This window comes from Pseudomonas nitroreducens, from assembly GCF_024170165.1.
Taxonomy (GTDB): Bacteria; Pseudomonadota; Gammaproteobacteria; order Pseudomonadales; family Pseudomonadaceae; genus Pseudomonas; species Pseudomonas nitroreducens_C.
On sequence record NZ_JALJXP010000001.1, the window covers coordinates 305,543 to 324,626 of the forward strand.

Below are 19,084 nucleotides of genomic sequence, written 5' to 3' on the forward strand. Positions count from 1 at the left end.
GAACGGATTTTCCGGCGGTGCCAGCGCTGGGCGGGTTCGCGAGCAAGCTCGCTCCTACGAAAAGCCAACCAGAGAGGATTTCCGCATGTCCGAAATCGTCGTCAATCTCCCCTTCAGCCGGGAGGAATACGCCCAGCGGATCGCCAAGGTCCGCGCCAGCATGCTTGAGCGCGGCATCGAACTGCTGCTGGTCACCGACCCGTCGAACATGGCCTGGCTCACCGGCTACGACGGCTGGTCCTTCTACGTGCACCAGTGCGTGCTGCTGGCGCTGGAGGGCGAGCCGGTCTGGTTCGGCCGAGGCCAGGACGCCAACGGCGCGCGCCGCACGGTGTTCATGCAGGCGGACAATATCGTCGGCTACCCCGACCACTACGTGCAGTCCACCGAGCGCCATCCGATGGACTACCTGTCCCGTGAGGTCATCGCCGCGCGCGGCTGGGCCGGCAGGAGCATCGGCGTGGAGATGGACAACTACTACTTCAGCGCCGCCGCCTTCCGCTCGCTGCAGGCCAACCTGCCGAGCGCGAAGTTCGTCGACGCCACCGCCCTGGTGAACTGGCAGCGCGCCGTGAAATCGCCGCGGGAGATCGAGTACATGCGCGTCGCCGCGCGCATCGTCGAGAAGATGCACGCGCACATCGTCGAGCGCATCGAACCGGGTATGCGCAAGAACGAACTGGTGGCCGAGATCTACAGCACCGGCATCCTCGGCGCCGACGGCCACGGCGGCGACTACCCGGCCATTGTCCCGCTGCTGCCCACCGGCGCCGACGCCAGCGCACCACACCTGACCTGGGACGACACGCCCTTCGAACGCGGCGCCGGCACCTTCTTCGAGATCGCCGGCTGCTACAAGCGCTACCACTGCCCGCTGTCGCGCACCGTGTTCCTCGGCAAGCCGCCCAAGCACTTCCTCGACGCGGAAAAGGCCGTGGTCGAAGGCATCGCCGCCGGCCTGGACGCCGCCCAACCCGGCAACACCACCGGCGATATCGCCCGCGCCTTCTTCGGCGTGCTGGAGAAATTCGGCATCCACAAGGACAGCCGCTGCGGCTACCCCATCGGTATCAGCTACCCGCCGGACTGGGGCGAGCGCACCATGAGCCTGCGGCCGAGCGACAACAGCGTGCTCGAACCGGGCATGACCTTCCACTTCATGCCCGGCCTGTGGATGGACGACTGGGGCCTGGAGATCACCGAAAGCATCCTCATCACCGAGCGCGGCGTGGAGACCTTCTGCGACTACCCGCGCCAGCTGTTCGTGAAGGAGTGAGGCGATGACCCATGCACTCGACAAGCCACTGCGCGACAACCCCATCGCCGCCAGTGTCGATTTCCAGCGCGACGGCGTGCAGCACGGCCACCTCAAGCTGCCCTACTCGCGGGACGACTCGGCCTGGGGCGCGGTGATGATCCCGATCTGCGTGGTGAAGCACGGCGACGGTCCCACCGCGCTGCTCACCGGCGGCAACCATGGTGACGAGTACGAAGGCCCGGTGGCGCTCAGCCGCCTGGCCCAGGAACTGCGCGCCGAGGACGTACGCGGCCGGGTGATCATCGTGCCGTTCATGAACACCCCGGCGTTCCTCGCCGGCAAGCGCACCTCGCCGATCGACGCCGGCAATCTCAACCGCAGCTTCCCCGGTCGCCCGGACGGCACGGTGACGCAGAAGATCGCCGACTACTTCCAGCGCACCCTGCTGCCGCTGGCGGACGTGGTGCTGGATATCCATTCCGGCGGCCGCACCCTCGACTTCCTGCCCTTCGCCGCCTGCCACGTGCTGCCGGACAAGGCCCAGCAGCAAGCCAGCGAAGCGCTGATGCGCGCCTTCGCTGCGCCCTTCGCCATGCGCATGCTGGAGCTGGACGCAGTGGGCATGTACGACACAGCGGCCGAGGAGCAGGGCAAGATTTTCGTCACCACCGAACTGGGTGGCGGCGGCAGCAGCAGCGCGCGCACCGTGGCCATCGCGCGGCGCGGCGTGCGCAATGTACTGGTGCAGGCCGGCATCCTGCGCGGCGACCTGGAGCCGGCGGATTCGGTGATGCTCGACATGCCCGATGGCGACTGCTTCGTTGCCAGCCAGCACGGCGGCCTGCTGGAAATGTGTCGCGACCTGGGCGAACGGGTGGAGTGCGGCGAGGTGCTGGCGCGGGTGCACGACGTGTTGCGCACTGGCGCGGCACCGGTGGAGTACCGCGCCAGGCGCAGCGGCATCCTCGCCGCGCGACACTTCCCCGGCCTGGTGCAGAGCGGCGACACCCTCGCGGTGGTTGCCGAGGTGCTCGACTGAGCCGCGCGGGAGGCAGCGATGATCAAGCTCGACCGTTATGACCTGAAGATCCTGCGCATACTCGCCGGCGACGGGCGCATCACCAAGTCGAGCCTGGCCGAGGCGATCAGCCTTTCGGTCAGCCCGGCCTGGGAGCGCGTGCGCAAGCTGGAGGAGGCCGGGCTGATCAAGGGCTACCGCGCGCAGATCGACTGGCCGGCATTGTTCAAACAGCAGCAGGTGCTGGTGGAAATCACCCTGGCACGGCACACCGCGCAGGACATGAAGCGCTTCGAGCAGCGCCTGCAGCAGGCGCCGGAGGTGGGCTTCTGCTACGCCACCGGCGGCGGGGTGGACTACATCGCGATGATCCAGGCCCGCGACATCGACCATTACCAGCGCTTCATCGACCAATTGCTGCTGGAGGACGTGGGCATCGAGCGCTACTTCACCTACATCGTCACCAAGGTGATCAAGACGCAGGATGCGGCAATCCCCACCGAAGCGCAGGAAGGCAGCTTCTCGTAGGTCGAATAACCTGGAACAGGTTATCCGCCGCTCCCCATGTGGCGGACAACCCATGCGGCGGATAACGCTGGCGCGTTATGCGCCCTACACGCATCTCTCGGCATTGAACAAAATTTGCTCAATAAATCCTGACTTCCAGATCCGGATCGTATACAATGCGCGCCGCTCGGCATGGTGCCGGGCATGGGTTCCCTCACCCCATCGACGAAAAAGGCCCAAAGCATGTCGGCATCCCTTCCGGCGGCAAGGCGCGGCGCACTCGCCGGCCTGGTCGCGTTCCACATTCTGATCATCATCGCCAGCAACTACCTGGTGCAGCTGCCAATGACCCTGTTCGGCTGGCACACCACCTGGGGCGCGTTCAGCTTCCCGTTCATCTTCCTGGCCACCGACCTCACCGTCCGCCTGCTCGGCAAGCGCCCGGCGCGGCTGGTCATCGCCCGGGTGATGATCCCGGCGCTGCTGGCTTCCTACCTGATCTCGGTGGTGTTCCAGGAAGGCGCTTTCCATGGCTTTGCCGCCCTGGGCGAATTCAACACCTTCGTCGCGCGGATTTCCCTGGCCAGCTTCCTCGCCTACGTGTTCGGCCAGATCCTCGACATCCAGGTCTTCGACCGCCTGCGGCGCATGCGCCAGTGGTGGATCGCCCCGGTAGTCTCGACCCTGTTCGGCAACCTGCTGGACACCTTCACCTTCTTCTCCATCGCCTTCTGGGGGAGCGACAACGCCTTCATGGCCGAGCACTGGGTGGAGATCGCCTGGGTCGACTACGGCGTGAAGCTGGCGGTCATGCTGATGCTCTTCGTGCCGCTCTACGGCATGCTGCTCAGCGCCATTACCCGCAACTTGCGTCGCGCTGCCACAGCCTGACGCCACCCGAAAAAGCCCAACAGCGGCGGCAGAACTGCGAAAAGATTTGCCGCCGTCATCCCCCGCTTAGGAAAAAACCGCGCGCCTCCGGCCCATAGCATGGTCTCCATGCCAACCGTCCGGGAGTCGCCGCCATGCCCTTTGCCCATCCCCTGCTGTTCAAGTCGCTCTGCTATGTGAATGGCCACTGGCTGCACAGCACCAGCGGCGCCAGCATTGCCGTCGACAACCCTGCCACCCGCGAAGCCATCGGCCACGTGCCGCTGCTCGACCGCGAGCAGATTGTTTCCGCGGTGGACGCCGCCGCTGCCGCCTTCCCCGCCTGGCGTGCGCGCACGCTGGATGAGCGCGGCGCCCTGCTGCGCCGCTGGGCCGAGCTGATTCACCAGCACCGCGAAGACCTTGCGCAGATCCTCAGCCTGGAACAGGGCAAGCCGCTGGCCGAAGCCCTCGGCGAGATCGACTACGCCGCCAGCTTCATCCCCTGGTTCGCCGAGGAAGCGCGGCGGCTGAACGGCCGCAACATCCCCAGCCACATCCCCAACGCGCACCTGGGCACGGTGGTTGAGCCGGTCGGCGTCGCCGCCCTGCTGACACCGTGGAACTTCCCTTCGGCGATGATCACCCGCAAGGCTGCCGCCGCCCTGGCCGCCGGTTGCAGCGTGGTGGTCAAACCGGCCCATGAGACGCCCTACTCCGCCTTTGCCCTGGCGCAACTGGCGGATGAAGCCGGCTTCCCTGCCGGGGTGTTCAACGTGGTGCTCGGCGAGCCGCAGATGGCCATGGAGACCCTGGTGGGCGACAGTCGCGTGCGCGCCGTGAGCTTCACCGGCTCCACCCGGGTGGGCAAGCTGGTCCTGCAGGCCGCCGCCCAGGACGTGAAGAAAGTCGCCCTGGAACTGGGCGGCAACGCGCCCTTCATCGTGCTGCCCGACGCCGACCTGGAGCAGGCGGTGCAGTTCGCCCTCGACGCCAAGTTCCAGACCTCCGGGCAGGACTGCTGCGCGGCCAACCGCATCCTGGTCGCACGTGAACTCTACGAACCCTTCCTGCAGCGCTTCGCCCGCGCCGTGCGCGAACTGCGCGTCGGCCCGGCCAGCGATTCGCGCAGCCAGATCGGCCCGCTGATGCACCAGGGAGCCTTCGACGTCACCTGCGAGCGTGTGCAGGACGCCATCGCCCAGGGCGCGCGCCTGCTCGCCGGCGGCGAGCCCCATGCACTGGGCGGCTGGTTCCATCAGCCGACCCTGCTGGCCGATGTCACGCCGCAGATGCGCATCTGGCGCGAGGAGACCTTCGCCCCTATCGCCGGCGTCAGCGCGTACGACGACCTCGACGAAGCCGTCCGGCAGGCCAACGACACCGAATACGGCCTGGCCGCCTACCTTTGTGGGCAACGCCTGGATCACGTCTGGCCGCTGATGCGGCGCCTGGAGTTCGCCATGGTGGCGGTCAACGGCGCCAGGTTCACCGGCCATCCCATTCCCTTCGGCGGCATGAAGGCTTCGGGCCTGGGCCGCGAAGGCGGCAGCGAGGGCTTCGAGCCTTTCGTCGAAACCAAGTACTTCGCCCTGCACCACGGCGCCATCTGACCGGGAGACCAACGCCATGACCGACTACGCCAAGCTGTTCGAAGACGACCGCGCGCACTTCATGCACCCCTCGACCCACGCCCACGATCACGCCAGTGGCGCGCTGCCGGGGCGAATCATCACCGGCGCTTCCGGTGTGCGCATCCGCGACCACCAGGGCCGTGAGCTGCTCGATGCCTTCGCCGGCCTGTACTGCGTGAACATCGGCTACGGCCGCACCGAGGTCGCCGACGCCATCCATGCCCAGGCCACGCAGCTGGCCTACTACCACACCTACGTGGGCCACTCCTCCGAGGCGATCATCGAGCTGTCGGCGCGGATCATCCGCGACTGGGCGCCGGCGGGCATGAAGAAGGTCTACTACGGCCTCTCCGGCTCCGACGCCAACGAAACCCAGGTCAAGCTGGTGCGCTACTACAACAACGTGCTGGGCCGGCCGCAGAAGAAAAAGATCATCTCGCGCCAGCGCGGCTACCACGGCTCGGGCATCGTCACCGGCAGCCTCACGGGCCTTGCGAGCTTCCACCAGCACTTCGACCTGCCGGTGGAAGGCGTCAGGCACACGCTCTGCCCGCACTTCTACAAGGCCCCGGCCGGCATGGACGAAGCCGGCTTCGTGCGCCACTGCGCCCAGGAGCTGGAAAACCTGATCCTTGCCGAAGGCCCGGATACCGTGGCGGCCTTCATCGGTGAACCGCTGATGGGCACCGGCGGCATCATCGTCCCGCCCAAGGGCTACTGGGAGGCGATCCAGGCGGTGCTGGCGAAATACGACGTGCTGCTGATCGCTGACGAGGTGGTCTGCGCCTTCGGCCGCCTCGGCGACAAGATGGGCAGCCAGCGCTACGGCATGCGCCCGGACCTGATCACCACCGCCAAGGGCCTGACCAGCGCCTATGCGCCGCTGTCGGCGGTGATAGTCGGTGAGAAGGTGTGGGACGTGATCGACAGCGCCTCGACCCGCGAAGGCGCCATGGGCCATGGCTGGACCTATTCCGGCCACCCGATCTGCGCGGCAGCGGCGCTGGCCAACCTCGACATCCTCGAGCGGGAGAACATCACCGCCAATGCGGCGGACGTCGGCGGCTACCTCAACCAGCAGCTGCGCCAGACCTTCGAGGGCCACCCGCTGGTGGGCGAGGTGCGCGGCGATGGCATGCTGGCGGCGCTGGAGTTCATGGCCGACCGCGAGGCGCGCACGCCTTTCGATGCGGCGCTGAAGGTCGGCCCGAAGGTTTCGGCGGAGTGCCTTGCGCGCGGCATGATCGCCCGCGCCATGCCCCATGGCGACATCCTCGGCTTCGCCCCGCCGCTGGTGCTGACCCGCGCTGAAGCCGACGAGATCGTCGGCATCGCCAAGGCGGCGGTGGATGCGGTGGCGGCTGAGGTGCTGTAGGAGCGGGCCATGCCCGCGAAAAGCGCCCATCGGGCGCTCCTGCCGGCGTGCACCTTCGTTACGGCCGAAACCGCGGCGCTGGCCTCAGGCCAGCTGCCGCCCAGTCAGACGTTCGAGCACCCGCAGCGGCGAACGTTGCGGGTCATGCATGGCCTTTATCGGCAGCAGCACCGTCTGCTCCAGCATGTACTGACCCTCGCTGACCGCATGGGCCACCTGGTCGCTGAAACAGACCCAGGTGCTTCCCGCTGGAAACTCCATGGGCCGCGCGGCATTGCCGTTCTGCAGTTCGCCGTCGGCCTTCATGCGGTCATGCAGCTGCAGCATCAGGTGGTCGTAGGCGCTGCGCCGGCGCTTGGTGATCCTCAACTGCGCCAGTAGCCAGGTGTGCAGCGGGTTGGGCTGGCGCAGCTGCTGGAGATAGCGGCTGGCGAGGGTTTCGAAATCCGCGCCAACCTGCCAGCGACGCGGCAGGCCATGCGGGTTGATGTTGCTGAATACGCGAAGGATCCGGGCGCCGTGCAGCGGCCGCGAAGGGAAGGCGTCGATGTGCAGGCGTCGGTCGTCCTTGCGCCAGGAGCTGTTCTGCGCCCAGTTGGCGATGGAGTGCAGGCGCAGGCTGGTGGTGGGCTGCCAGAGATGTCCGCGGTAGGCCGGCACGAGTTCTTCCAGCAGGTCCTGGCTGAACCGGCCGTAGCGTTCGAGCAGCCGCCGCACCAGAGGCTGTAGTTCCGGGACAGTGACGCCACTGAGTCGATCGCGCTGTGCGTCGAAGCTGATGTTCTTGCGCTTGCGTTCGACCAGGTCGGGGTTGAGCAACTCCCGTTCGGCAGGCGAGAGATCGAAGCCCAGTTGCGGGAAGCAGAGTATTTCGCCCTGCTCCAGTCGACTTGCCGCGCTGTCAGAGGGCTGCAGGGCTGGCTCGGGAGCCGCGGTGGGAACAGGCATGGACTCTCCAACAGGCTATGGCCGTTGCAGAGTCATATTAGACACATATTGTAATAATTTGCCGATCCAGCGAGTGCAATGATTCAGCGGGCGTTGGCGGCCTTGTCCAGCTTGCGCAGGAATACCGTCATTTCCTTCTCCGCCTGCTTGTCGCCATGAATTTGTGCAGCGGCCAGACCATCGGTCCAGGCCGTGCGCGCTCCATCCAGGTCACCCTGGACCTGCAGCGCCTTGCCCAAGAGCTTCCAGGCGGCGGAATACTTCGGGTCCTGTTCCACGCAGCGGCGCAGGTGCTCGGCGGCCTGCACGGCGTCGCCGGCGTCCAGATAGCCCTTGCCCAGGCCGAAGCGCAGCAGCGGGTTGTCCACGCCCTTGGCGAGCATCTTTTCCAGCGATTCGATCATGGCGGTCTCCGTCAGCAGGCCGCCATTGTGCCCCATTAGCGCTGCCCCAGGCTCAAGCGCGCCAGAACGCGGGTGTCAGCAGGATCAGCAGGGAGAACACCTCCAGCCGCCCCAGCACCATCGCCAGGCTCAGCACCAGTTTGGCGCTGCCCGGCAGGTTGCCATAATGCGCCGCGGCATCACCCAGCGCCGGGCCGAGGTTGTTCAGGCAGGAGGCGAGCGTGGAGAACGCGGTGAGCTGATCGACGCCCAGCGCCAGCAGCACCAGCATCAGGCTGACGAAGGTCAGCAGGTAGATCGAGAAGAACGCCCACACCGATTCCACCACGCGGTCGGGCACGGTGCGCCGCCCGAGTTTCACCAGAAACACCCCGTTGGGGTGCAGCAGGCGCAGAAACTCGCGCATGCCCTGGCGGTACACCAGCAGCATGCGCATCACTTTCATGCCACCGCCGGTGGAGCCGGCGCAGGCGCCGATGAAGGTGCTGTAGAGCAGCAGGTAGGGCAGCAGGGTCGGCCAGGTGCTGAAGTCGGCGAGGCCGAAGCCGGTCGTCGTCGCTACCGAAACCACCATGAATGCCGCGTAGCGGATCGACTGCAATGGCGAGTCGTAGTGGTGATTGAGGATCAGCGTCGCTGCGCTGATCAGGAACAGCACCAGCAGGATGCCGAGGTACGCCCGGCACTCGGTGTCTTTCAGGTAATGCCGCAGGCTGCGCTGGCGCCAGGCGAGGAAGTGCAGGCTGAAGTTGATCCCCGAGATCACCAGGAAGGTCATGCAGATCAGCTCGATCAGCGGACTGTCGAAGAAGCCGATGCTGGCGTCGTGGGTGGAAAAACCGCCGATGGCGATGGTGGAGAAGCTGTGGCCGACCGCGTCGAACAGGTTCATGCCGGCCGCCCAGTAAGCCAGCGCGCAGGCCAGGGTCAGGCCGCAGTAGAGGAACCACAGGGTCTTGGCGGTATCGGCGATGCGCGGCGAGAGCTTGTGCTCCTTCAGCGGGCCGGGCATTTCCGCGCGGTACAGCTGCATGCCGCCGATGCCGAGCATCGGCATCACCGCCACCGCCAGTACGACGATGCCCATACCCCCCAGCCATTGCAGCTGCTGACGGTAATAGAGAATGGCGTGGGGCAGCGCATCGAGCCCGGTAAGGACGGTGGCACCGGTGGTACTGAGGCCGGAGAAGGACTCGAACAGCGAATCGACCATGCCCATGTGCGGTGCATCCGACAGGGCGAAGGGCAGCGCGCCGAAGGAGCCCAGCACGATCCAGAACAGCGCCGTCACCAGGTAGCCGTCGCGGATGCGCAGGTCCTGCTTGTGCCGCCGGCACGGCCACCAGATGGCGAAGCCGGTCAGCAGCGTGACCAGGAACGACAGCGCGAAGGGCTGCCACGAGCGCTCGGCGTAATGAAGGTCCACGAGCAGCGGTGGCAGGTGCGTGGCGCTGAACAGCATCAGCAACACGCCGAGGATTCTACCGATGGAGGAGTAGCGCATGACCGGAGGCAGGCAGCTGGAACAGGCCGCGCAGGGTGACAAGAGAGGCGGGCTGGCGCAGTAGGAGCTGTCTGAAACTGCCTCGGATTGATCTGGCGGGCCACCAAAGGGTGGCCCGCCTCAGGATCAGAAGAAGGTCAGACCGGCCTGGAACAGCCGCTCGACGTCGCGGATGCGCTTCTTGTCCACCACGAAGAGGATCACGTGGTCGCCGGACTCGATCATCGTCTCGCCGTGGGCGATCAGCACGTCGTCATCGCGGATCACCGCGCCGATGGTGGTGCCCGGCGGCAGCTGGACCTCGTTGATCTTGCGGCCGATCACCTTGCTCGACTTGGCGTCGCCGTGGGCGACCACCTCGATGGCCTCGGCGGCGCCGCGGCGCAGGGAGTGCACGCTCTCGATGTCGCCGCGGCGCACATGGGTCAGCAGGGTGCCGATGGTGGCCAGCTGCGGGCTGATGGCGATATCGATCTCGCCGCCCTGCACCAGGTCGACGTAGGCAGGGTTGTTGATCAGCGTCATCACCTTGCGCGCGCCCAGGCGCTTGGCCAGCAGCGAGGACATGATGTTGGCCTCGTCGTCGTTGGTCAGGGCGAGGAACAGGTCGGTGTCGCCGATGTTCTCCTCCAGCAGCAGGTCGCGGTCCGAGGCGCTGCCCTGCAGCACGATGGAGCTGTCCAGGCTGTCGGAAAGGTGTCGGCAGCGCGCCGGGTTCATCTCGATGATCTTCACCTGGTAGCGGCTCTCGATGGCCTCGGCCAGGCGCTCGCCGATGTTGCCGCCGCCGGCGATGATGATCCGCTTGTAGCTGTCCTCGAGCCGGCGCATCTCGCCCATCACCGCGCGGATGTGAGCCTTGGCGGCGATGAAGAACACCTCGTCGTCGGCCTCGATCACCGTGTCGCCCTGGGGAATGATCGGCCGGTTGCGCCGGTAGATCGCCGCTACGCGGGTATCGGCGTTGGGCATGTGCTCGCGCAGCTGGCGCAGCTCCTGGCCCACCAGCGGGCCGCCGTAGTAGGCGCGGATGCCGACCAGCTGCGCCTTGCCCTCGGCGAAGTCGATCACCTGCAGCGCCCCGGGGTATTCCACCAGGCGCTTGATGTAGTTGGTCACCACCTGTTCGGGGCTGATCAGCACGTCGACCGGGATCGCCTCGTTGTCGAACAGCCCGGCGCGGGTCAGGTACGCCGCCTCGCGTACGCGGGCGATGCGGGTGGGGGTGTTGAACAGGGTGTAGGCGACCTGGCAGGCCACCATGTTCACCTCGTCGCTGTTGGTCACCGCCACCAGCATGTCGGCGTCGTCGGCGCCGGCCTGGCGCAGCACGGTGGGGAATGAGGCCTTGCCGTGGACGGTGCGGATGTCCAGGCGATCGTTGAGGTCGCGCAGGCGTTCGCCGTCGGTGTCGACGACGGTGATGTCGTTGGCTTCGCTGGCGAGGTGCTCGGCCAGAGTGCCGCCGACCTGGCCGGCACCGAGGATGATGATCTTCATGGAGCGGCGTGCTTTCCGTTTCGATCCGTTGGGAATCGGCGCCTGTTACTTCGCCGAAATCTTGATGAGCTTGGCATAGTAGAAGCCGTCATGCCCCCCTTCCTGGGGGAACAGCTGGCGCCCGTGGGGCTGCTTGATGCCCCAGGGGCCCGGCAGGTCCAGCTCGCGGGCGCCGGGGGTGCGACCGAGGAACGCGGCGATCTGCTCGGTGTTTTCCTGGGGCATCACCGAACAGGTCGCATAGACCATCACGCCGCCGACTTCGAGGGTTGCCCACAACGCGTCGAGCAGCTCACCCTGCAGCTTCGCCAGCGCCTCGATGTCCTCGGCGGTGCGGGTCAGCTTGATGTCCGGGTGACGGCGGATCACCCCGGTGGCGGAACACGGCGCGTCCAGCAGGATGCGCTGGAAGGCCTTGCCGTCCCACCATCTGGCGGTGTCGCGGGCGTCGGCGGCGAACAGTTCGGCCGAGAGCTGCAGGCGCGCGAGGTTCTCGCGCACGCGCACCAGGCGGCTTTCTTCCAGGTCCACGGCAACCACGCCAGCCAGTGCTGGTTCGGCTTCCATCAGGTGGCAGGTCTTGCCGCCCGGGGCACAGCAGGCGTCCAGCACTCGCTGGCCGGGGGCCAGCTCCAGCAGGTCGGCGGCCAGTTGCGCCGCCTCGTCCTGCACGCTGACGCGGCCCTCGGCGAAACCCGGCAGCTCGCGCACATCGCACGGTTGCACCAGATTGATGCCGTCGCGGCTGAACGCGCAGGCAGTCGCTTCGAAGCCGACGCGGTTCAGCTCCTCCAGATAGGCATCGCGGCTGCCGTGACGGCGGTTCACCCGCAGGGTCATGGGTGGGTGCGCGTTGTTGGCGGCACAGATGCCTTCGAACTGCTCCGGCCAGGATTTCTTCAGGGCCTTCTGCAGCCAGCGCGGATGCGCCAGGCGCGCGGCCGGGTCCTTGTCGACCTCGGCCAGCAGGCTCTCGCTCTCGCGCTGGGCGCGGCGCAGCACGGCGTTGAGCAGGCCCTTGGCCCAGGGCTTCTTCAGCTTGTCCGCGCAGCCGACGGTTTCGCCAATGGCCGCGTGCGGGGGAATACGGGTGTAGAGCAGCTGGTACAGGCCGACCAGCAGCAGGGCCTCGACGTCACGGTCGCCGGCCTTGAACGGCTTCTGCAGCAGGCGTGCGGCGAGGGTGGACAGGCGTGGCTGCCAGCGGGCACTGCCGAAGGCCAGCTCCTGCACCAGGCCACGGTCGCGCGGCTCGACGTTCTCCAGCTGGGTCGGCAGCGAGCTGCCCAGCGAGGCGCGGCCGGCGAGCACGGCGGCCAGCGCGCGGGCAGCCGCCAGACGGGGATTGGTACTCATGCGCCCTGCCCTTGCAGACCCTGCTCTTGATGGCCAAGCATCTGGCCGGCAGCGAACTGCTCGCGGCGGCTGTTGAACAGGTCGGCGAAGGCCAGCGGCTTGCCGCCGGGCAGTTGCAGGCGGGTCAGCAGCAGCGCGCCTTCACCACAGGCGACCAGCAGACCGTCGCGGCTGGTGTCGAGGATCCTGCCGGGCTCGCCCTTGCCCTGCGCCGGTTTGGCGCCGAGCACCTTGAGTGCGGCCTCGCCGAGGGTGGTATGGCAGACCGGCCAGGGTGTGAAGGCGCGGATGCGGCGCTCCAGTTCGTCGGCCGGGCGCGACCAGTCGATGCGCGCCTCTTCCTTGTTCAGCTTGTGTGCGTAGGTGGCCAGTGCGTCGTCCTGCACCTCGCCCTTCAGCGTGCCGGCAGCGAGGCCGGCAATGGCCTCGACCACGGCTTTCGGGCCCAGCTCGGCCAGGCGGTCGTGCAGGCTGCCGCCGGTGTCTGCGGCGGAAATCGGCGTGCTGACCTTGAGCAGCATCGGCCCGGTGTCCAGGCCCGCTTCCATCTGCATCACGGTGACGCCGCTTTCCGCGTCGCCCGCCTCCACCGCGCGCTGGATCGGCGCGGCGCCGCGCCAGCGCGGCAGCAGGGAGGCGTGGCTGTTGATGCAGCCCAGGCGCGGGATATCCAGCACCACCTGCGGCAGGATCAGCCCGTAGGCCACCACCACCATCAGGTCCGGCTTCAGCGCGGCCAGTTCAGCCTGGGCGGCGGGGTCGCGCAGGGTCGGCGGCTGCAGCACCGGCAGGCCGTTGTCGACGGCAAGCTGCTTGACCGGGCTGGGCATCAGCTTCTGGCCGCGGCCGGCCGGGCGGTCCGGCTGGGTGTAGACGGCGACGATCTCGTGGGGAGTATCGAGCAGGGCCTTGAGGTGTTCGGCGGCGAATTCCGGAGTACCGGCGAAGACGATGCGCAGTGCTTGGCTCATTTCTGGCTCACAAAAAACAAAAGGCTTGCCGGGGCAAGCCTTTGGGGGATGGGGTCACGCCTGTTGCCGGTGCTGCTTTTCCAGCTTCTTGCGGATGCGGTCGCGCTTGAGGTTGGACAGGTAGTCGACGAACAGCTTGCCGTTGAGGTGATCGCACTCGTGCTGGATGCACACCGCGAGCAGGCCCTCGGCCACTTCCTCGAACGGGTTGCCGTCGCGGTCCTGAGCCTTGATCCGCACCTTCTGCGGACGGTCTACATTTTCGTAGAAGCCGGGCACCGACAGGCAACCTTCCTGGTACTGGTCCATTTCCTCGGTGAGGAATTCGAACTCCGGGTTGATGTAGACCCGGGGCTCGGACTTGTCCTCGGACAGGTCCATCACCACGACGCGCTTGTGCACGTTGATCTGGGTCGCCGCAAGACCGATGCCCGGCGCCTCGTACATGGTCTCGAACATGTCGTCGATCAGCGTGCGCAGGGCGTCATCGAAGACCGTGACGGGCTTGGCGATGGTCCGCAGGCGCGGATCGGGGAATTCGAGAATGTTCAGAATGGCCATATACGTTTGTGATGCACTTGTGGAATAAAGTCAAAATCGGCTGCTAATATGCTGAGCAGCATCGAAAAACGGCTGGAAAGCGCGGTAGGGGCGGCTTCCAGGCGTTTCATGTGTACACATAATAAAGGGATTCACCGCATGAGGAAAACACTACTCGCCCTGCTGCTGCTCGCCGCAGGCGGGGTGGCGCAGGCTGCCGTGCAGCTCAAGGAAGGCCATCCGGATCGCTATACCGTAGTGAAGGGCGACACCCTCTGGGACATCTCCGGCAAGTTCCTCAGCAAGCCGTGGAAGTGGCCGGAAATCTGGCAGGTGAATCCGCAGATTCAGAATCCGCACCTGATCTATCCGGGTGACGTGCTGAGCCTCACCTACATCGACGGCCAGCCGCGCCTGATGCTCAATCGCGGTGAGTCGCGCGGGACCATCAAGCTGTCGCCGCGGGTGCGCAGCACGCCGATCGCCGAGGCAATCCCGACCATCCCGCTGGACAAGATCAACGCCTTCCTGCTGTCCAACCGTATCGTCGACAGCACTGACGAATTCTCCAATGCCCCCCATGTGGTCGCTGGCGATCAGGAAAGCGTGATCAGCGGAGCCGGCGACCGCGCCTACGCTCGCGGCAACTCGCTGTCCGAACAGGGCAGCTACGGCATCTTCCGCCAGGCCAAGGTCTACACCGACCCGCAGACCAACGAAGTCCTGGGCGTCGACGCCATGGATGTCGGCAGCGCCAACGTCACGGCGAAGGAAAGCGATATCGCTACCCTGAACCTGACCCGCACCACCCAGGAAGTGCGTCCGGGCGACCGCCTGTTCCCCACCGAGGAACGCGCTATCACCTCGACCTTCATGCCCAGCGAACCGAGCACACCGATCAAGGGCATCATCATCGACGTGCCGCGCGGCGTGACCCAGATCGGCAAGTACGACGTGGTGACCATCGACAAGGGCTCTCGCGATGGCCTGGTCGAAGGCAACGTGCTGGCGATCTACAAGCTGGGCGAAACCGTGCGCGACCGCGTCACCGAAGACATGGTGAAGATCCCGGACGAGCGCTCGGGCCTGGTGATGATCTTCCGCACCTACAACCGCCTGAGCTACGGGCTGGTGCTGACCGCTACCCGCTCGCTGGAAGTCAACGACCGCGTCCTGAATCCCTGATCGACGCGTGAGTTGAAGAAAACCCCGCTCCGGCGGGGTTTTTTGTGGGCGTGATCCGGAAGGGTCCGACAGCGGGGGCGCCAGCTGTCGCGGCATAGTCCGGGCGTCTTCCCCACGCCAAGGACTGCGCCATGCCTCACTCCCCGTCTCTCTCTCCGTCCGAACTCGAAGCGCGGCTGCGCCTGCATGGCCTGCCCGACCTGGGCCCCCGGCGCTTCCGCCGACTGCTGGAGGCCTTCGGCTCGGCTTCCGCCGCCTTGAGCGCGCCGGCGGCTGCCTGGCGCTCGCTGGGGCTTCCCGCCAGTTGCGCCGAGCCGCGCCGCGATGCCGCCATTCGCGAACAGGCGGCCGAGGCGATGCGCTGGCTGGAGGCACCCGAACATCATCTGGTCTGCTGGGATGCGTCGGGCTATCCCGCGCTGCTGGAGGAGCTGGATGATGCTCCGCCCATGCTGTTCCTGGCCGGCGATCCGACCCTGCTGGAGCGACCCCAGCTGGCGATGGTCGGCAGCCGCCGGGCCAGCAAACCGGGGCTGGACACCGCGCGGGCCTTTGCCCGCAGCCTGGCCGGCGGCGGCTTCGTGATCACCAGTGGGCTGGCGCTGGGTATCGATGGTGCGGCCCATGAGGGGGCGCTGGAGGCCAGAGGCAAGACCATCGCAGTGCTGGGTACGGGGCTGGAGCACATGTACCCGCGTCGTCACCTCGGGCTGGCACAGCGCATTATCGAGCAAGGGGGAGCGGTGATCTCGGAGCTGCCGCTGAACTGCGCGCCGCATGCTTCGAACTTCCCGCGGCGCAACCGCATCATCAGTGGTCTTTCCCTGGGCACCCTGGTGGTGGAAGCCAGCCCCTCCAGCGGCTCGCTGATCACCGCACGGCTGGCCGCCGAGCAGGGCCGCGAGGTCTATGCGATTCCCGGCTCCATCCATCACCCCGGCGCGCGCGGCTGCCACGAGCTGATCCGCCAGGGCGCGATGCTGGTAGAGACGGTCGAGCACATCCTCGAAGGATTGCAGGGCTGGACGCAGAGCGTTCCGGCGATGAAACCCTTGCCGGATTTGCCGCCCCACCCGCTGGTCGACCTGCTGCGCGCTGCCCCGCAAAGCAGTGAGCAACTGGCCTTGCGCAGTGGCCTGGAACTGCCACAGGTGCTGGTGGAGCTTACCGAACTGGAGCTGGACGGACGGGTGGCCTGCGAGGCCGGCGTCTGGGTGCATCGTGCCCCCTGAGCACGTAAACTGCCGCGCATCGCAGACCCGAGGAGTTCCCGATGTACAGCAACTGGCGTATCCAGCGCATGGCCCAGGTCGTGCGCGATGGCGGTGTGATCGCTTACCCGACCGAAGCCGTCTGGGGCCTGGGCTGCGACCCGTGGAGCGCCGACGCCGTGTACCGCCTGCTGGCGATCAAGGCGCGTCCGGTGGAGAAGGGCATGATCGTGGTGGCCGGTGACATCCGCCAGTTCGACTTCCTCCTCGAAGACCTGCCCGAAGCCTGGCGCGACAAGCTCGCCGCCAGCTGGCCCGGCCCGAACACCTGGCTGGTGCCGCACCAGGGCCGTTTGCCCGAGTGGGTGACCGGCGAGCACGACACGGTGGCCCTGCGGGTCACCGACCACCCGCTGGTGCGCGAGCTGTGCCGCTTCACCGGCCCGCTGATATCCACCTCCGCCAACCCCGCCGGCCGCCCGGCCGCGCGTAGTCGCCTGCGCGTGGAACAGTACTTCCGTGGCGAGCTGGATGGCGTGCTCGGTGGCGCCCTGGGCGGACGCCGTAATCCCAGTCTGATCCGCGACCTGCGCACCGGCGAGACCGTACGGCCTTCATAGACCGGACACTTCGATGTGATGCGGCTTGCTCCGGACTATCGGCGTACGTCGAACCAGTAGGAGCGAGCTTGCTCGCGAACGCTCTTCACCCAGTCAGGGCAGCAGGATGGTCGAGCCGGTGGTGCGCCGCGCCGCCAGTTCGGTCTGCGCCTTGGCGGCGTCGGCCAGGGCGAAGCGCTGGTTGATCTCCACCTTCACCTTGCCGCTGGTGATCATGCCGAACAGATCATCGGCCATGGCCTGCAGGCGTTCCGGCGTGCTGGCGTAGCCGAACAGCGTCGGGCGGGTGACGTAGAGCGAACCCTTCTGCGACAGGATGCCCAGGTTCACTCCGTCCACCGGACCGGAGGCGTTGCCGAAGCTCACCACCAGGCCGCGCTGGGCGGTGCAGTCCAGCGAAGTCAGCCAGGTGTCCTTGCCCACCGAGTCGTAGACCACCGGGCACTTCCTGCCGTCGGTCAGCGCCAGCACGCGCTCGACCACGTTCTCGTGGCTGTAGTCGATGATTTCCCAGGCGCCGTGGGATTTCGCCAGCTCCGCCTTGGCCGCCGAACTCACGGTGCCGATCAGGTGCGCGCCGATGGCCTTCGCCCACTGGCAGGCGAGCAGGCCGACGCCGCCGGCCGCCGCGTGCCAGAGGATGGTCTGGCCCGGTTGCACGTTGTAGGTCTGGCGCAGCAGATACTGCACGGTCAGGCCCTTGAGCATCACCGCGGCGGCCTGCTCGAAGGTGATCGCGTCCGGCAGCTTCACCACGCTGGCCGCCGGCAGCACATGCTGCTCGCTGTACGCGCCGAGCGGGCCGGTGGCGTAGCCGACGCGGTCGCCGACCTTCACGTTGGTCACTGCGCTGCCCACTGCCTCCACCTCGCCCGCACCTTCGGTGCCGACACCGGACGGCATGGCGGGCGCCGGGTACAGGCCGCTGCGGTAGTAGGTGTCGATGAAGTTCAGGCCGATGGCGCGGTTGCGCACCCGCACCTCGTTCGGGCCGGGTTCGGCCGGGGTGTAGTCGACGATCTCGAGGACTTCCGGGCCGCCGGTCTTGGCGAATTGAACACGCTTGGCCATGTCGCTCTCCTGAGGGCGCGAGGCTCTGCCTCGCCGGGGAAAAGACTTTCATCCAAGCCGCCGGCGTGACGGTCGTCAAGACCAGCTTTGCCGTCTGCGATGGTATGCTGGCGCCCGTTTTCGACCCTGAACCCCGCTCCGGCCCGCGCCACGCGTGGCTTTCCCGCTCCAAGGTGATTCTCGTGACCGACCGCATCGAGGCCGTGAAGGCCTACCTGCTCGACCTGCAAGACCGCATCTGCGCCGCACTCGAAGCCGAGGACGGCAGCGCTCGTTTCGTCGAGGACGCCTGGCAGCGCCCGGCGGGCGGCGGCGGTCGGACACGGGTGATCGGCGATGGCGCGCTGATCGAGAAGGGTGGGGTGAACTTCTCCCACGTGTTCGGCGCCGGCCTGCCGCCGAGCGCCAGCGCGCACCGCCCGGAGCTGGCCGGTCGCGGCTTCCAGGCGCTGGGCGTGTCGCTGGTGATCCACCCGACCAACCCCCACGTGCCGACCTCCCACGCCAACGTGCGTTTCTTCATCGCCGAGAAGGAAGGCGAGGAAGCGGTCTGGTGGTTCGGCGGCGGCTTCGACCTGACGCCCTACTACGCCCATGAAGAAGACTGCGTGCTCTGGCACCAGGTCGCCCGCGACGCCTGCGCGCCCTTCGGCGCGGACGTCTACCCGCGCTACAAGGAATGGTGCGACCGCTACTTCCACATCAAGCACCGCAACGAACCGCGCGGTGTCGGCGGCCTGTTCTTCGACGACCTGAACCAGTGGGACTTCGACACCAGCTTCGCCTTCCTGCGCGCCATCGGCGATGCCTACATCGACGCCTACCTGCCCATCGTGCGCAAGCGCAAGGACACCCCCTACACCGAGCAGCAGCGCGAGTTCCAGGCCTTCCGCCGCGGCCGCTACGTCGAGTTCAACCTGGTCTACGACCGCGGCACCCTGTTCGGCCTGCAGTCGGGCGGGCGCACCGAGTCGATCCTCATGTCGCTGCCGCCGCAGGTTCGCTGGGGCTACGACTGGAAGCCGGAACCGGGCAGCGAGGAAGCGCGCCTGACCGAGTATTTCCTCACCGATCGGGATTGGCTGGCGCAGGCCTGACGTTCGTTCCCGAGG

The 19,084-nt window shown here is 67.0% G+C and carries 18 protein-coding genes; 10 read left to right on the forward strand and 8 right to left on the reverse strand.

Annotated features, from left to right (window positions below; all coding sequences use genetic code 11):
• The first annotated feature begins 85 nt into the window (after positions 1-85).
• The 6 genes from doeA to J2T47_RS01315 all read left to right on the forward strand — a co-directional run bounded on the left by doeA (position 86) and on the right by J2T47_RS01315 (position 6,662).
• Positions 86-1,276: an ectoine hydrolase DoeA gene (gene doeA, locus J2T47_RS01290; protein ID WP_253441751.1), complete on the forward strand. Its 1,191-nt coding sequence runs from the start codon at positions 86-88 to the stop codon at positions 1,274-1,276.
• 4 nt (positions 1,277-1,280) lie between these two features.
• The gene (gene doeB / locus J2T47_RS01295; RefSeq protein WP_253441753.1) at positions 1,281-2,297 is read left to right on the forward strand and encodes a N(2)-acetyl-L-2,4-diaminobutanoate deacetylase DoeB; all 1,017 of its coding nucleotides are present in this window, start codon (positions 1,281-1,283) and stop codon (positions 2,295-2,297) included.
• An 18-nt stretch (positions 2,298-2,315) separates the two neighbouring features.
• A complete protein-coding gene (locus tag J2T47_RS01300) occupies positions 2,316-2,804 on the forward strand; it encodes an Lrp/AsnC family transcriptional regulator (RefSeq protein WP_253441755.1) in 489 nt (162 codons plus the stop codon).
• A 222-nt stretch (positions 2,805-3,026) separates the two neighbouring features.
• Entirely contained in the window at positions 3,027-3,674 is a 648-nt protein-coding gene (locus J2T47_RS01305) for a 7-cyano-7-deazaguanine/7-aminomethyl-7-deazaguanine transporter (RefSeq protein WP_253441757.1), read from the forward strand.
• Between the two features lie 134 nt (positions 3,675-3,808).
• On the forward strand, positions 3,809-5,266 hold the full coding sequence (locus J2T47_RS01310) for an NAD-dependent succinate-semialdehyde dehydrogenase (RefSeq protein WP_253441759.1): 1,458 nt from the start codon (positions 3,809-3,811) through the stop codon (positions 5,264-5,266).
• Positions 5,267-5,282: 16 nt separating this feature from the next.
• Positions 5,283-6,662 carry an aspartate aminotransferase family protein gene (locus tag J2T47_RS01315; protein ID WP_253441761.1) on the forward strand — a complete coding sequence of 460 codons (1,380 nt, stop codon included), beginning with the start codon at positions 5,283-5,285 and terminating at the stop codon, positions 6,660-6,662.
• Positions 6,663-6,746: 84 nt separating this feature from the next.
• On the opposite strand, the gene J2T47_RS01320 is transcribed toward J2T47_RS01315, so the two are convergent.
• The 7 genes from J2T47_RS01320 to def form a co-directional block, all read right to left on the reverse strand.
• Positions 6,747-7,610 carry a Kdo hydroxylase family protein gene (locus J2T47_RS01320; protein ID WP_253441763.1) on the reverse strand — a complete coding sequence of 288 codons (864 nt, stop codon included), beginning with the start codon at positions 7,608-7,610 and terminating at the stop codon, positions 6,747-6,749.
• Between the two features lie 83 nt (positions 7,611-7,693).
• On the reverse strand, positions 7,694-8,014 hold the full coding sequence (locus tag J2T47_RS01325; protein ID WP_253441765.1) for a tetratricopeptide repeat protein: 321 nt from the start codon (positions 8,012-8,014) through the stop codon (positions 7,694-7,696).
• A 52-nt stretch (positions 8,015-8,066) separates the two neighbouring features.
• Positions 8,067-9,518 (reverse strand): TrkH family potassium uptake protein, encoded by a 1,452-nt coding sequence (locus J2T47_RS01330; RefSeq protein WP_253441768.1) that lies wholly within the window; start codon positions 9,516-9,518, stop codon positions 8,067-8,069.
• Between the two features lie 126 nt (positions 9,519-9,644).
• Positions 9,645-11,018: a Trk system potassium transporter TrkA gene (gene trkA / locus J2T47_RS01335; RefSeq protein WP_253441770.1), complete on the reverse strand. Its 1,374-nt coding sequence runs from the start codon at positions 11,016-11,018 to the stop codon at positions 9,645-9,647.
• A 45-nt stretch (positions 11,019-11,063) separates the two neighbouring features.
• Positions 11,064-12,374 (reverse strand): 16S rRNA (cytosine(967)-C(5))-methyltransferase RsmB, encoded by a 1,311-nt coding sequence (gene rsmB / locus J2T47_RS01340; RefSeq protein ID WP_253441773.1) that lies wholly within the window; start codon positions 12,372-12,374, stop codon positions 11,064-11,066.
• Positions 12,371-13,345 carry a methionyl-tRNA formyltransferase gene (gene fmt, locus J2T47_RS01345; RefSeq protein ID WP_253441775.1) on the reverse strand — a complete coding sequence of 325 codons (975 nt, stop codon included), beginning with the start codon at positions 13,343-13,345 and terminating at the stop codon, positions 12,371-12,373. Before fmt ends, rsmB begins: the two co-directional genes overlap by 4 nt.
• A 54-nt stretch (positions 13,346-13,399) precedes the next feature.
• Entirely contained in the window at positions 13,400-13,906 is a 507-nt protein-coding gene (def, locus tag J2T47_RS01350; RefSeq protein WP_138520006.1) for a peptide deformylase, read from the reverse strand.
• A gap of 138 nt (positions 13,907-14,044) precedes the next feature.
• Here def and J2T47_RS01355 point away from each other — a divergent pair, with 138 nt between their 5' ends.
• From J2T47_RS01355 to J2T47_RS01365, 3 genes are all read left to right on the forward strand, one after another.
• On the forward strand, positions 14,045-15,070 hold the full coding sequence (locus tag J2T47_RS01355; protein ID WP_253441777.1) for a LysM peptidoglycan-binding domain-containing protein: 1,026 nt from the start codon (positions 14,045-14,047) through the stop codon (positions 15,068-15,070).
• A 131-nt stretch (positions 15,071-15,201) separates the two neighbouring features.
• On the forward strand, positions 15,202-16,302 hold the full coding sequence (gene dprA, locus J2T47_RS01360) for a DNA-processing protein DprA (protein WP_253441779.1): 1,101 nt from the start codon (positions 15,202-15,204) through the stop codon (positions 16,300-16,302).
• Positions 16,303-16,343: 41 nt separating this feature from the next.
• Complete coding sequence (locus tag J2T47_RS01365; protein ID WP_253441781.1) at positions 16,344-16,901, forward strand: L-threonylcarbamoyladenylate synthase; 558 nt, start codon at positions 16,344-16,346, stop codon at positions 16,899-16,901.
• A 93-nt stretch (positions 16,902-16,994) separates the two neighbouring features.
• Here the strand turns inward: J2T47_RS01365 and J2T47_RS01370 are convergent, their stop codons facing one another.
• Positions 16,995-17,972, reverse strand: a complete 978-nt coding sequence (locus J2T47_RS01370) for an NADPH:quinone reductase (RefSeq protein ID WP_253441783.1) — start codon at positions 17,970-17,972, stop codon at positions 16,995-16,997.
• Between the two features lie 182 nt (positions 17,973-18,154).
• Between J2T47_RS01370 and hemF the strand changes: the two genes are divergently transcribed.
• The gene (gene hemF / locus J2T47_RS01375) at positions 18,155-19,069 is read left to right on the forward strand and encodes an oxygen-dependent coproporphyrinogen oxidase (RefSeq protein WP_253441785.1); all 915 of its coding nucleotides are present in this window, start codon (positions 18,155-18,157) and stop codon (positions 19,067-19,069) included.
• The last annotated feature ends 15 nt before the right edge of the window (positions 19,070-19,084 follow it).

What these genes read in the sequence shown, in the direction of transcription:
- doeA (WP_253441751.1), top strand. Translation starts at nt 86, where the DNA reads ATGTCCGAAATCGTCGTCAATCTCCCCTTCAGCCGGGAGGAATACGCC.
- doeB (WP_253441753.1), top strand. Translation starts at nt 1,281, where the DNA reads ATGACCCATGCACTCGACAAGCCACTGCGCGACAACCCCATCGCCGCC.
- J2T47_RS01300 (WP_253441755.1), top strand. Translation starts at nt 2,316, where the DNA reads ATGATCAAGCTCGACCGTTATGACCTGAAGATCCTGCGCATACTCGCC.
- J2T47_RS01305 (WP_253441757.1), top strand. Translation starts at nt 3,027, where the DNA reads ATGTCGGCATCCCTTCCGGCGGCAAGGCGCGGCGCACTCGCCGGCCTG.
- J2T47_RS01310 (WP_253441759.1), top strand. Translation starts at nt 3,809, where the DNA reads ATGCCCTTTGCCCATCCCCTGCTGTTCAAGTCGCTCTGCTATGTGAAT.
- J2T47_RS01315 (WP_253441761.1), top strand. Translation starts at nt 5,283, where the DNA reads ATGACCGACTACGCCAAGCTGTTCGAAGACGACCGCGCGCACTTCATG.
- J2T47_RS01320 (WP_253441763.1), bottom strand. Translation starts at nt 7,610, where the DNA reads ATGCCTGTTCCCACCGCGGCTCCCGAGCCAGCCCTGCAGCCCTCTGAC.
- J2T47_RS01325 (WP_253441765.1), bottom strand. Translation starts at nt 8,014, where the DNA reads ATGATCGAATCGCTGGAAAAGATGCTCGCCAAGGGCGTGGACAACCCG.
- J2T47_RS01330 (WP_253441768.1), bottom strand. Translation starts at nt 9,518, where the DNA reads ATGCGCTACTCCTCCATCGGTAGAATCCTCGGCGTGTTGCTGATGCTG.
- trkA (WP_253441770.1), bottom strand. Translation starts at nt 11,018, where the DNA reads ATGAAGATCATCATCCTCGGTGCCGGCCAGGTCGGCGGCACTCTGGCC.
- rsmB (WP_253441773.1), bottom strand. Translation starts at nt 12,374, where the DNA reads ATGAGTACCAATCCCCGTCTGGCGGCTGCCCGCGCGCTGGCCGCCGTG.
- fmt (WP_253441775.1), bottom strand. Translation starts at nt 13,345, where the DNA reads ATGAGCCAAGCACTGCGCATCGTCTTCGCCGGTACTCCGGAATTCGCC.
- def (WP_138520006.1), bottom strand. Translation starts at nt 13,906, where the DNA reads ATGGCCATTCTGAACATTCTCGAATTCCCCGATCCGCGCCTGCGGACC.
- J2T47_RS01355 (WP_253441777.1), top strand. Translation starts at nt 14,045, where the DNA reads ATGAGGAAAACACTACTCGCCCTGCTGCTGCTCGCCGCAGGCGGGGTG.
- dprA (WP_253441779.1), top strand. Translation starts at nt 15,202, where the DNA reads ATGCCTCACTCCCCGTCTCTCTCTCCGTCCGAACTCGAAGCGCGGCTG.
- J2T47_RS01365 (WP_253441781.1), top strand. Translation starts at nt 16,344, where the DNA reads ATGTACAGCAACTGGCGTATCCAGCGCATGGCCCAGGTCGTGCGCGAT.
- J2T47_RS01370 (WP_253441783.1), bottom strand. Translation starts at nt 17,972, where the DNA reads ATGGCCAAGCGTGTTCAATTCGCCAAGACCGGCGGCCCGGAAGTCCTC.